A 12,246-nucleotide genomic window follows, 5' to 3' on the forward strand; every position below is an offset into this window, starting at 1 on the left:
GGCCGGTCCGGTCTCAGTGCTTGGCGGGCAGGAAGCCGACCTTCTCGTACGCCTGGGAAAGGGTCTCGGCGGCGACGGTTCGCGCCTTCTCCGCGCCCTTGGCCAGGATCGAGTCGAGCGTCTCCGGGTCGTCCAGGTACTCCTGGGTGCGGGTCCGGAACGGCGTCACGAAGTCCACCATGACCTCAGCCAGGTCCGTCTTGAGCGCACCGTACATCTTGCCCTCGTACTTCTGCTCCAGTTCCGGAATACCGGTGCCGGTGAGGGTGGAGTAGATGGTGAGGAGGTTGCTCACGCCCGGCTTGTTCTCCGCGTCGTAGCGGATCACGGTGTCGGTGTCGGTGACCGCGCTCTTGACCTTCTTCGCGGTGACCTTCGGCTCGTCGAGGAGGTTGATGAGGCCCTTGGGGGTCGATGCCGACTTGCTCATCTTGATCGACGGGTCCTGAAGATCGTAGATCTTGGCCGTCTCCTTCAGGATGTACGGCGCCGGGATCGTGAAGGTCTCCCCGAAACGGCCGTTGAAGCGCTCGGCCAGGTCACGCGTGAGCTCGATGTGCTGGCGCTGGTCCTCGCCCACCGGAACCTGGTTGGCCTGGTACAGGAGGATGTCCGCGACCTGAAGGATCGGGTACGTGAAGAGGCCCACCGTGGCGCGGTCGGCGCCCTGCTTGGCGGACTTGTCCTTGAACTGCGTCATGCGGCTCGCCTCGCCGAATCCCGTGAGGCAGTTCATGACCCAGCCGAGCTGAGCGTGCTCGGGGACATGGCTCTGGACGAACAGCGTGCAGCGGTCCGGGTCGAGGCCGGCGGCCAGGAGCTGGGCTGCGGCGAGTCGAGTGTTCGCACGCAGTTCCTTCGGGTCCTGCGGAACGGTGATCGCATGCAGGTCCACCACCATGTAGAAGGCGTCGTGAGACTCCTGCAGCGCCACCCACTGGCGGACGGCGCCGAGGTAGTTGCCGAGGTGGAACGAGCCTGCGGTGGGCTGGATACCGGAGAGCACGCGGGGACTATCAGAGGCCATGCCCCTCATTCTCTCAGGTGTCTCTCATTGCTCGGGCCCAGGTGCACCACGCGGACACGCTCTGTGAAAAAAGAACGTGCGCGCGGGCACAGGCCGAGACGTGACGGACTGTGAGAACTCGTGCGTGACGGGTGGGAACCGATCGCTGTCGGCCGGTGTATCAAAGGTGTGAGGGCACAGGGGGAAGTCCTGGAGGGGGGCCGCGTCGTCGACGAGGGTGCGGTGATCGCACGCGTGCGCGCCGGGGAGCCGGAGGCGTACGCGGAGTTGGTCCGCGCCTTCACCGGGATCGCGCTGCGGGCAGCGGTGGCACTGGGCGCGGGCGCGGACGCGGAAGATGTGGTGCAGCAGTCCTTCTTCAAGGCGTATCGCAGCTTGGGGCGGTTCAAGGACGGCTCGGCGTTCAGGCCGTGGCTGCTCAAGATCGTCGCCAATGAGACGAGGAACACAGTGAGATCGGCAGGGCGGCAGCGCTCCGCCATCGGCCGGGAAGCCGCGATGGTCGAGGCCGAGCCGCTGATACCGGAATCGGCTGATCCCGCGGTGGCGGCGATCGAGATAGAGCGCCGGTCCGAGCTGCTCGCCGCGCTGGAGCTGCTGAGCGAGGAGCATCGGCTCGTCGTCACCTACCGCTATCTGTTGGAGATGGACGAGGCGGAGACGGCGCAGGCGCTCGGCTGGCCGCGCGGCACGGTCAAATCCCGGCTCAATCGCGCGCTGCGCAAGCTCGGCCAGCTGCTTCCCGCACGGCAGGATTCCGCATCGGTACCGGCACAGCGGCTGAGGGAGGGAGGTGACAAGCATGGGCGGGCGTCGCGATGACGAGCCAGGACTGCCTGACGAACTGCGCTCGCTGGGCCGACTGATGGAGGGCCCGGAAGGCGCGGGCGAGACGATGGCCGAGCGCGTGCTGGCGCAGATACTCGCCGAGCGTGTGCCCACGCCGGTCGCCGAGCCTCGCGGGCCGCGCAGCTTCTTGCGTCGGATACGAGGGTGGGTACGGCTTCGCTGGCGGGCGCTCGCCGCCGCACTGTGTGGGGTGGCGACCATCGTTGTGTTCACCCCGCCCGTGCGAGCTGCGGTCGCGGACTGGTTCGGCTTCGGCGGGGTCGAAGTGCGCTACGACCCGTCGTCCGCACCGTCGACGGGCGCCCACGTCCCTGGCTGCGGTGACTCCGTCTCGCTGGCTCAGGCCGTGCGTCGGGCCGGCTTCACGCCTCTGGTCCCGTCCGGGCTGGGCTCGCCCGACGCGATCATGGTCACTCGCGAGCAGGACGATCGCGCGCTGCTGACCTTGTGCTGGCGAGACGCGGGCCGCACGGTTCGGCTCGACGAGTATCCGGCGCGTCTCGACATCGGCTTCGTGAAGACCGTCGCTGTGCCGCCGAAGTGGGTCACGGTGGCCGGGGACACCGGGCTCTGGTTCAGGAACGAGCATCGGCTGAGCTTCCGGATGCTCGACGAGCAGGGCAAGCAGTGGAACCGTGCGGAGCGCACAGCTGGGCCGACGCTGCTGTGGACACACGGCTCCGACCTCACGCTGCGTCTGGAGGGCATCGAGTCCGAGGACGAAGCGTTGAAAATCGCGAAGTCGGTGCGCGGTCGGCGCTAGGTCACGTCCGGTGCCTCAGACCGCGTGAGGTGACAGCCCCCTTCGATGACGGTGAGTGTCGCCAACGACGCCCGTTCCCACCCCGCCATGTGTCTCAGGGCACAACGCACGCACCCCCGGCGGCAAGATCCGCCGGGCAGGCCATAGCCGACGCAGACGAAAAGACATCCCGGCGAATCGGGAACCCGGACAGCTCGAGCGGTGTACCAGAAGTGACAGTGCACGGAGGAGCCGTGCAGGGATCGGCTGGGGGTTCGAATGCGTACGGTACGAAGCGTGGCGGCACTGGCCACAGCGCTGGCTGCGGCACTGGTCATGGTGCTGTGGAGCGGTTCGCAAGCATTGGCCGGCGGGCCCACCAGCGTCCTCGTCGTCTCACCGGAGAGCAAGCAGAGCGCGTCGCTCTACTTCAGTGACAAGGAGTACGGCCGTCTGAGCAGCCTGCTCGGTGAGCCGGGCGAGGGACAGGAGAAGGTGCCACCCGGCCTCGGTGTCGGTGCGGGACGACAGCTCAACATGACGTGGCTGCTGCACGATGTGCAGCCCTGGCGGGTGGACCGCGTCTATCCCGACACTCCGGGCAGCAAGGAGGTCTGGATCCATACGTCGACGGATATCCCGGAGAAGTTCAGCGGCTACTGGCACACGGCTCAGAAGCCGGATGAGCTGCGGTCGCTGCTGCACAGGCTGGGTGTGATGGGCAAGCGGGCTCCCGGTGGGGCGCCTCCCGTATTTCCCAGCTCGGAGATATCCGGGACACCCGCGGCAGCGGCTCCAGGAGCGGCCGCCACTGCATCTGCCACGTCCGCGGCGACGGCCCGGGGCAGCGGGATCGACTGGTGGTGGGCGGTCCCCTGTGCGGGCGCTGGAGCGGCGGCAGCCCTGCTGCTTCGACCGCTGGTCATGCGTCTGCCGGAGACGCTGGCGTCGTCTCGCAGGCGCCGGGAGTCAGGCCCACGGCAGGAGCTGCGGGACATATGACCGCCTGGCGAGCAGGTTCTCGGACCGGCGCAGCCGCCGCCTCCGTCAGGGACGGGCCCCTTCCGAAGGCGGCGGGTCGAGGCTCAGGTGAGGTCGACGGCGGGGTAGAGCGGGAAACCGGCGAGCAGATCGCCGGCCCGGTGGGAGACCTCGTCGGCGACCTTGGCCTCCAGGACGTGCTGGGCCTTGGAGGGGGCGCCCTTGCTGGTGGTGCCGGCCTCGGTCGCCGTGAGGACGCGGTCGATGAGCGCGGCGATCTCGTCCATCTCGGTGGCGCCCAGGCCGCGGGTGGTGAGGGCGGGGGTGCCGATACGGATGCCGGAGGTGTACCACGCGCCGTTCGGGTCGGCAGGAATGGCGTTGCGGTTGGTGACGATGCCGGAATCGAGAAGCGCGGACTCGGCCTGTCGGCCGGTCAGACCGTAGGAGGTGGCGACATCGATCAGATTGAGGTGGTTGTCCGTACCGCCGGTGACCAGGGTCGCTCCGCGCCGGGTGAGGCCTTCGGCGAGGGCGCGGGAGTTGTCGACGACGGCCTGGGCGTAGCCACGGAAGTCAGGACGGCGGGCCTCGGCGAGCGCGACAGCCTTCGCGGCCATGACGTGCGGCAGCGGACCGCCCAGCACCATCGGGCAGCCGCGGTCCACCTGGTCGGCGAGCGAGTCGTCGCACAGGACCATGCCGCCGCGCGGGCCGCGCAGCGACTTGTGGGTGGTCGTGGTGACGATCTGGGCGTGCGGCACCGGGTCGAAGTCGCCGGTGAGGACCTTGCCCGCGACAAGACCGGCGAAGTGAGCCATGTCGACCATCAGCGTTGCCCCGACCTCGTCGGCGATCTCCCGCATGATGCGGAAGTTCACCAGGCGCGGGTAGGCGGAGTAGCCGGCGACGATGATCATCGGCTTGAACTCGCGGGCCGTGGCGCGCAGCGCCTCGTAGTCCAGGAGTCCGGTGGCCGGGTCGGTGCCGTAGCTGCGCTGGTCGAACATCTTGCCGGAGATGTTGGGTCGGAACCCATGCGTGAGGTGGCCGCCGGCGTCCAGGGACATGCCGAGCATGCGCTGGTTGCCGAAGGCCTGGCGCAGCTCTGTCCAGTCGACGTCGGACAGGTCGTTGACGTTGCGCACCCCGGCTCGCTGCAGGGCGGGAGCCTCGACGCGGTCCGCGAGGACGGCCCAGAAGGCGACGAGGTTGGCGTCGATGCCGGAGTGCGGCTGGACATACGCGTGCTGGGCGCCGAAGAGCTCTCGGGCGTGTTCAGCGGCCAGGGACTCGACGGTGTCGACGTTGCGGCACCCCGCGTAGAAGCGGCGGCCGACGGTGCCCTCGGCGTACTTGTCGCTGAACCAGTTGCCCATCGCCAGCAGGGTGGCCGGAGAGGCGTAGTTCTCACTGGCGATCAGCTTGAGCATCTCGCGCTGGTCGGCGATCTCCTGGCCGATGGCGTCGGCGACCCGGGGCTCCACGCTCCGGATCACGTCGAGGGCGCTGCGGAAGGCGACTGACTCGGTGGAAAGGGAGGAGGAAGGGGTGGGCTCTGGCATGAAGGACCTCCGGGACGGGTTCTCCCCGGTCCGAGCGGGCTCGGACAGACGGGGCGCTGCACGGTTCGGCCCAGGCGCACGGCACACAGTTCGCGGGCCGCTCCCCGATGGTCGGTCCCATCCCAGCGCGCCAGTCACGGCCCGGGAATCACATTACCGGGCGCGCCGGTGCGCGAGGTTTCCGCGTCCAGGATGCGAGCGACGATAGGAAGGGGCCACAAACCCGTCTCGCGCCGTAAGAGCCGCAAGGCCTTCAGAGCCGTAAGAACGGAGATCCCGTGACTTCTGTGACTCCCGCCCACACCGCCGAGGACCCACGTGCTGCTACGGAGGGCTTGATCGCCGCCTCCGAGGAGCACAGCGCGCACAACTACCATCCGCTGCCCGTCGTCGTCGCCACGGCGGAGGGCGCGTGGATGACGGACGTCGAGGGGCGCCGCTATCTGGACATGCTCGCCGGGTACTCCGCCCTCAATTTCGGGCATGGAAACCGGCGGCTGATCGAGGCGGCCAAGGCCCAGCTGGAGCGCGTCACCCTGACCTCTCGGGCGTTCCATCACGACCGGTTCGCCGAGTTCTGTACGCAGCTCGCCGAGTTGTGCGGCATGGAGATGGTGCTGCCGATGAACACGGGGGCGGAGGCGGTGGAGACCGCGGTGAAGACCGCCCGTAAGTGGGGGTACCGGGTCAAGGGCGTGCCGGACGGCCGGGCGCGGATCGTGGTCGCGAGCGACAACTTCCACGGCCGGACGACGACCATCGTCAGCTTCTCCACGGATCCGGAGGCCCGAGCGGACTTCGGGCCCTACACGCCGGGGTTCGACATCGTCCCGTACGGCGACCTGGAAGCGCTCCGGGACGCGATGACCGAGGACACGGTGGCGGTCCTTCTGGAGCCGATCCAGGGTGAGGCGGGGGTGCTGGTGCCGCCGCCCGGATACCTGCCGGCGGTGCGGGAGCTGACGCGCGAGCGCAGCGTGCTGTTCATCGCGGACGAGATCCAGTCGGGGCTCGGGCGGACGGGGCGGACGTTCGCCTGCGAGCACGAGGGCGTGGTGCCCGACATGTATGTGCTGGGCAAGGCGCTCGGGGGCGGTGTCGTGCCGGTGTCGGCGGTCGTGTCGAGCAAGGCGGTGCTGGGGGTGTTCCGACCGGGCGAGCACGGGTCGACGTTCGGCGGCAATCCGCTCGCTTGTGCTGTGGCGCTCGAGGTGATCGCGATGCTGCGGGGCGGGGAGTTCCAGCAGCGGGCCGCGGAGCTGGGTGAGCATCTGCACGCCGAGCTGGGCCTGTTGGCCGGGACGGGCAAGGTGACCGAGGTGCGGGGCCGTGGGCTCTGGGCGGGTGTGGACATCGATCCGGCGTACGGGACGGGACGGGAGATCTCGGAGAAGTTGATGGATCGGGGTGTGCTCGTGAAGGACACCCATGGCTCCACGATCCGGATCGCCCCGCCCCTGGTGATCAGGAAGGAGGATCTGGACTGGGGGCTCGATCAGCTCCGTGCGGTACTCGGCGCGTGAACGGCGGCGCCCGGAGACATCCGAGAGTTCCTTGACACCTGAAGAGTGATGACGCCCCGGGGCGTATCAGGGCCCGAGGCCGGGTCTGGGGTCGGCGGCCCAGACCCGGTCGGCGCTAGAGGATGACGTGGGGCAGGAAGCGGGCGTATTCGTCCGTGATCGGGCCCGAGGATTCACGGATGCCGAGACCCGCGGCTTCGTTCTCCACGACCCAGGCACCCAGCACCACCCGGTTGCCGTCGAAGTCGGGCAAGAGGCTCAGTTCCTGGTAACAGCAGGCCTCTTCACGAGGCGTCGTTTCGGTTGGTGAGCTGCCCGGTTCGTGGAGAGTGACGCCGGCGCCTTCGCGGCCGAGGAGGGGCTTGGCGACGTACCCGGTGGTGCGGGCGAGTTCGCGCGGGCCGTCCAGGTAGGCGGGGAGGAGGTTCGGATGGCCCGGGAAGAGTTCCCAGAGCACGGCCAGGAGCGCCTTGTTGGACAGGAGCATCTTCCAGGCGGGTTCGATCCACAGAGTGGTGCCGGTGCCGCCTCCGTTGTCGAGTGTGTCCAGGACGTACGGGGCGAAGCGATCGGTGGTCAGCCACTCCCAGGGGTAGAGCTTGAAGCAGCTGCGGATGAAGCGGAGTTTCTTGTCGACGAAGCGCCGTGACAGCGGGTCCCAGCCGATGTCCTCCACGGAGATGGATTCCGTGTCCAGTCCGGCCTGCTCGGCGGTCTCGCGCAGATAGGCCACGGTCATCAGGTCCTCGCCGAGTTCGTCCTCGGCGGAGTGCGCGAAATGCAGCGGGCTGCCGGGCGGGAGGAGTGCGGCCTGTTTCTTCCAGGCGTCGACCAGCCGCTCGTGAAGGGAGTTCCACTGGTCGGCGCCGGGGAAGCGCTCCTCCATCCAGAACCATTGCGGGCTGGCGGCCTCGACGAGGGAGGTGGGCGTGTCGGCGTTGTACTCCAGGAGCTTCGCCGGGCCTCCTGTGCGGCCGTCGTAGTGGAGGTCGAAACGGCCGTACACGGAAGGGAGTTCATCGCGTCGGCGCCAGGACTCACGAACGAGTGATGCGAGGCGCGGGTCGGTGATTCCGAGGTCGGCGAGGCGGTCCTGGGTGACGAGGTGCTCGGCTGCGGCCAGGCACATCCCGTGCAGTTCCTCGACGACCTCCTCGAGCGCCTCGACCTCGCGCAAGGAGAACTCGTAGTAGGCGCTCTCGTCCCAGTAGGGGCGAAGGGAGTCGTCCGGGTAGCGGGTGAGGGGGTAGATCAGCCCTTGTTCCTCGACGGTCTGCTGCCAGCCGTCGCGGGGCTGGATGGTGTGGCGCTTCATCCCTGGTTCAGCCGCCTCCGGAACCGGAACCCGAGCAACCGAAGCCGCCCCGGTCGACGGCCTCGCTGCGGCTGAAAGTGCCGCTGTCGGCGTGGCGTCCGCTGACATCGGAGTCGTAGTACCAGGCTCCGTCGACCCGGCCGCTCCGGCCGGTGCCGCTCGTGCTGCCGCCGGTACTCGTGCCGGTCTTGCGGCCCTTGCCGGTCGAGGTCGTTCCCGAACCGCTCTTGCAGTACTGGTCGCTGACGATCTTGTACCCGTTGAACGTGTCGTAGCTGTCACGGTCCACACAGCGCCGGTCCGGGTCCGAACCGCAGGAAGTCAGGGCCGTGGCGAGCACGCCCATGCCACCGAGTACCACTGTGCTCGACCGCAACCGCCGTCGTTTCTCCGCCATCGGTGCAACTCCCCCGTCTGTGCTGGTTCCGACCGGACGCGTGCAGCCGGCGCCATGGGCTCGGCGACGGCTCGTCGTGGGTAGTCCCGGCGCGTCCTGGTCCTTGTCGGCGGTCAGCGTAGAAGAACACACGGGTTCCCCGCGCATCCACTCCCGATCCAAAGCCCGACTCCCTTTCCTCTAAAGTCACTTTGTGCCTCTTGGAATGATTTGCGCGCTGGGGTCCGCGATCTGCTTCGGTACGGCGTCGGTGCTTCAGGCGATGGCGGCGCGGGCGGCCGAGCCCGGGACCGGGTCGGGAGTCGATCCGGCGCTACTGGTGCGGGCGTTGCGGCAGTGGCGTTACGTCGCCGGGCTCGGGCTCGACGGGCTCGGATTCGTCCTGCAGGTGGTGGCGCTGCGATCCCTCCCCATCTACGCCGTGGGGGCGGCGCTCGCCGCGAGCCTGGCCGTGACCGCGGTGGTCGCCGCCCGGTTGCTGCGCGTGCGGTTGAGCGGGGCCGAGTGGGGCGCTGTGGGTGCCGTGTGCGCGGGGCTCACGATGCTGGGGCTGGCGTCGGGGGCGGAGGGCGAGCGGGCCGGTTCGGACGGGCTGCGGTTCGCGATGCTCGGGGTGGCGGTCGGGGTGCTGCTGATCGGGGCCGGGGCGGGGCGACTGCCGGGGCGTGGCCGGGCCTTGGCGTTGGGGCTCGGGGCGGGGTTCGGTTTCGGCGTGGTCGAGGTGAGCGTGCGGCTCATCGACGACATCTCGCCAGGGGCCCTGCTGACGAATCCGGCGACCTACGCGCTGCTGGTGGGCGGAGGCGCGGCGTTCCTCTTGCTGACGTCGGCGCTGCAGCGCGGGTCGGTGACGGTGGCCACGGCCGGGATGGTCGTCGGGGAGACGGTGGGGCCGGCGTTGGTGGGCGTGGTGTGGCTCGGGGACCGGACGCGGTCGGGGCTCGAGTGGCTGGCGGTGCTGGGATTCGCAGTGGCCGTGGCGGGGGCGCTGGCCCTGGCCCGGTTCGGGGAGGCACCGGTGGTGGAGGGCGGGGAGCCCGTTCGAGCAGGCGAGTAGGCGCGGGCGCTTGGCGGGCTCGGCGTCGAGGGAGGCGTCGGCCAAGGTGACGAGCGGGGGCGAAGGGGCAGACGCTGTACAGGTGCGGGGTGCTCATAGGCACGGTCGTGCGCGGGCAGCCGTATGACAGCGCCCGTATCCGCCCCGCCGTACCTCCTTACGGTCGACCCTCGCCGTACTCCTTACCCGGTCGACCCTCGCCATGCCTCCGCTCGGGCCGGGCTGCCCGGGCACTCGCCTTGCCCGCCGGCCCACCATGCACTCGCCCTCCATGGCCCGCCCCGGCCCGCCCGACCCTGGTCTGCGCCAACCTGACCGACCCCGACTGCCCCCATTGCCGTTTTCGTAGCTCCGCAACGCCTCGCTGCTGGCCGAGACCACCGCCCACTCGCCCCACCCTTACGGCAGCACCCGGCACAGTGCGTCCAAAGCTCCGGACCAGGCGTGGTCGGGCGGGGTGCCGTAGCCGACCACCAAGGCGTCGGGTTGAGCTGCCGAGGCGGCGGCGTTCTCGTGGCGGAAGCTGGAGAGACCTGCGACGCCCAGGCGTTGCCAGGCGGCGGCTCGGACGACGGATTGTTCGGTGCCGGGCGGGAGTTGGAGGACCGCGTGCAGGCCGGCGGCGATGCCGGTGGCGTGGACGGTGGGCGCGTGTTCGGCGAGGGCGGCCACGAGTTGGTCACGGCGTCGGCGGTAGCGCAGGCGGGCGCTGCGCAGGTGGCGGTCGTAGGCGCCCGAGTTCAGGAACTCGGCGAGGGTCAGCTGGTCGAGAGCACCGCACGACCAGTCGCTGGGGCCCTTGGCCTCCATGACCTCGTCGGCGAGGGCCGGAGGCAGGACCATCCAGCCCAGACGCAGCCCGGGGGCGAGCGACTTGCTCGCCGTGCCGAGATAGACGACACGGTCCGGGTCCAGCCCCTGGAGCGCGCCTACGGGTTGGCGGTCGTAGCGGAATTCGCCGTCGTAGTCGTCCTCGAGGATCAGTCCACCAGTGCGACGTGCCCAGTCGACGACGGCGGCCCGCCGGTCAGGATGGAGCGGGACGCCCACGGGGAACTGATGGGCGGGTGTCAGCAGAGCGGCGCCGACTGCCGCGCGATCGCCGGATCCGCCGACAGCAGCGTCCCCGCCGGATCGACCCCCGCCCTTTCGACCGCCGCTGGACCGACCGCCGCCCGGTCGATCGCCGCCCGGTCGATCGCCGCCGCCTGAGCCTCCGCCAGATGGCCCACCGCCCTCCGCCCGGGCCGGCCGCGCCACGACCGGAGCCACCGCCGCACCAGCACCAGCCCCCGGCCCCACTCCTGCACCCGACCGCGCACCCGCACCCACATCCACATCCGCACCCACCCCCGCCCCCACACCGGCCCCCCGAGACGGCGCCCCGCCCATCGTCCAATGATCCAACTCCCCCGTGTCCGTGCCGAGTTCGTCGAGCGGGAGGGGATGGGTGTGGAGGCCTGCGCGGGTGAGGACGTTCCAGTGGACGTCGAGGCCGTAGGTCTCCACAGCGATGTCGTGCACGCCTCGGCGGCGCAGGACGTCGCCGAGCAGCATCAGGCCGTGCGCGAACCCGGCGCAGATGACGATGCGGTCGGGGTGGGCGTGGACGCCGCGGGCGCGGGCGAGATAGCCGGCGAGGGCGGTGCGCAGTTCGGGGCGGCCGCGGGGGTCGCCGTAGCCGAGGGCGTCGTTCGGTGCGGCGGTCAGGGCGCGGCGGGACGCCCGGAGCCAGGCGGCGCGGGGGAACGAAGAGAGGTCGGGGGTGCCGGGGTGCAGGTCGTGCAGGAGCCTGCCGGGGGCTCGGCGCCCCGGGGCGGGGGCTGGGCGGGGCGCCTCGACGGGGCGTTCGGCGACCCGGGTGCCGGAGCCCTGGCGGGCGGTGAGCCAGCCTTCCGCGACGAGGTCGGCGTAGGCGTCGGCGACGGTGTTGCGGGCGATGCCCAGATCGACGGCGAGCGTGCGCGAGGCGGGCAGTCGGGTGCCGGGGGCGAGGCGGCCGCCGCGTACGGCTTCGCGGAGCGCGTCGGTCAGGCCCCGGCGCAGGCCGGAGCCGGTGGGCTCGATGTGGAGGTCGATGCCGAGTGCCTGCCCGGAGGGCGAAGTGGCCCAGGATTCTGCCATGGGAATGGACCATACCTCTGGGCTAATCCGTTCGTAGGGTCGAGACATGACGACGCACGGGAACGACACACAGCACCAGAATGAGACCCAGCAGGGGAACGGCCCGCACGGCAGCAGCCAGGGCACGACGGCCCCCACCCCCACCACTGGCAGCGCCGGCGGCACCGCTGACGCCGGCACGGAGTACATGCACGAGCACACGCCTCGGCTCGCCTGGTCCCAGCACGCCCCCGAGGTGTTCAAGGCGATGGTCCGGCTCGACGCGGCGGCTCGTCAGGGGCTCGACCCGGTGACGTACGAGCTGGTCAAGATTCGGGCCTCGCAGATCAACCACTGCGCGCTGTGCCTGGACATGCACTCCAAGGACGCGCTGGCCGCCGGCGAGAGCGTCGAGCGGATCATCCAGCTCGCCGCCTGGGAGGAGTCGCAGCACTTCTACACGGAGAAGGAGATCGCCGCGATCGAGCTGACCGAGGCGATCACGGTCCTCACGGACGGTTTCGTGCCGGACGAGGTGTACGAGAAGGCGGCGAAGGTCTACGACGAGCGGGAGCTGAGCCAGTTGATCGCGGCGATCACGACGATCAACGCGTGGAACCGGTTCGGTGTCACCACGCGCCAGTCGCCGGGGCACTACAAGGCGGGGGACTTCAAGTGAGCGCGCGT

General features: G+C 70.0%; 11 protein-coding genes and 1 riboswitch. Of the genes, 6 read left to right on the forward strand and 5 right to left on the reverse strand.

Features of this window, described 5'->3' with window-relative positions:
- Positions 1-13: 13 nt before the first annotated feature.
- A complete protein-coding gene (gene trpS / locus ACQUQD_RS16010) occupies positions 14-1,027 on the reverse strand; it encodes a tryptophan--tRNA ligase (protein WP_428952751.1) in 1,014 nt (337 codons plus the stop codon).
- A gap of 222 nt (positions 1,028-1,249) precedes the next feature.
- Between trpS and ACQUQD_RS16015 the strand changes: the two genes are divergently transcribed.
- The 3 genes from ACQUQD_RS16015 (at position 1,250) to ACQUQD_RS16025 (ending at position 3,620) form a co-directional block, all read left to right on the forward strand.
- A complete protein-coding gene (locus tag ACQUQD_RS16015; protein ID WP_428952752.1) occupies positions 1,250-1,849 on the forward strand; it encodes an RNA polymerase sigma factor in 600 nt (199 codons plus the stop codon).
- Positions 1,830-2,639: a hypothetical protein gene (locus tag ACQUQD_RS16020; protein WP_428952753.1), complete on the forward strand. Its 810-nt coding sequence runs from the start codon at positions 1,830-1,832 to the stop codon at positions 2,637-2,639. The genes ACQUQD_RS16015 and ACQUQD_RS16020 overlap by 20 nt, the downstream gene beginning before the upstream one ends.
- A gap of 276 nt (positions 2,640-2,915) precedes the next feature.
- Positions 2,916-3,620, forward strand: a complete 705-nt coding sequence (locus ACQUQD_RS16025) for a hypothetical protein (protein WP_428952754.1) — start codon at positions 2,916-2,918, stop codon at positions 3,618-3,620.
- Between the two features lie 83 nt (positions 3,621-3,703).
- Here ACQUQD_RS16025 and ACQUQD_RS16030 read toward each other — a convergent pair whose 3' ends face one another.
- The gene (locus ACQUQD_RS16030) at positions 3,704-5,164 is read right to left on the reverse strand and encodes a glycine hydroxymethyltransferase (RefSeq protein WP_428952755.1); all 1,461 of its coding nucleotides are present in this window, start codon (positions 5,162-5,164) and stop codon (positions 3,704-3,706) included.
- Between the two features lie 61 nt (positions 5,165-5,225).
- Positions 5,226-5,312, reverse strand: a riboswitch (ZMP/ZTP riboswitch).
- A gap of 139 nt (positions 5,313-5,451) precedes the next feature.
- Between ACQUQD_RS16030 and rocD the strand changes: the two genes are divergently transcribed.
- Positions 5,452-6,687 (forward strand): ornithine--oxo-acid transaminase, encoded by a 1,236-nt coding sequence (rocD, locus tag ACQUQD_RS16035; RefSeq protein WP_428957575.1) that lies wholly within the window; start codon positions 5,452-5,454, stop codon positions 6,685-6,687.
- Positions 6,688-6,802: 115 nt separating this feature from the next.
- On the opposite strand, the gene ACQUQD_RS16040 is transcribed toward rocD, so the two are convergent.
- On the reverse strand, positions 6,803-8,002 hold the full coding sequence (locus tag ACQUQD_RS16040; RefSeq protein WP_428952756.1) for a glutathionylspermidine synthase family protein: 1,200 nt from the start codon (positions 8,000-8,002) through the stop codon (positions 6,803-6,805).
- Between the two features lie 7 nt (positions 8,003-8,009).
- Entirely contained in the window at positions 8,010-8,399 is a 390-nt protein-coding gene (locus ACQUQD_RS16045; RefSeq protein ID WP_428952757.1) for a hypothetical protein, read from the reverse strand.
- 205 nt (positions 8,400-8,604) lie between these two features.
- On the opposite strand from ACQUQD_RS16045, the gene ACQUQD_RS16050 reads away from it, so the two are divergent.
- Entirely contained in the window at positions 8,605-9,456 is an 852-nt protein-coding gene (locus ACQUQD_RS16050) for a hypothetical protein (protein WP_428957576.1), read from the forward strand.
- A 399-nt stretch (positions 9,457-9,855) separates the two neighbouring features.
- On the opposite strand, the gene ACQUQD_RS16055 is transcribed toward ACQUQD_RS16050, so the two are convergent.
- Positions 9,856-11,580, reverse strand: a complete 1,725-nt coding sequence (locus ACQUQD_RS16055; protein WP_428952758.1) for a PLP-dependent aminotransferase family protein — start codon at positions 11,578-11,580, stop codon at positions 9,856-9,858.
- 187 nt (positions 11,581-11,767) lie between these two features.
- Between ACQUQD_RS16055 and ACQUQD_RS16060 the strand changes: the two genes are divergently transcribed.
- A complete protein-coding gene (locus tag ACQUQD_RS16060; protein WP_428957577.1) occupies positions 11,768-12,238 on the forward strand; it encodes a carboxymuconolactone decarboxylase family protein in 471 nt (156 codons plus the stop codon).
- Positions 12,239-12,246: the final 8 nt, after the last annotated feature.

Source organism: Streptomyces sp. cg35, from assembly GCF_050410835.1.
Classification (GTDB): Bacteria; Actinomycetota; Actinomycetes; order Streptomycetales; family Streptomycetaceae; genus Streptomyces.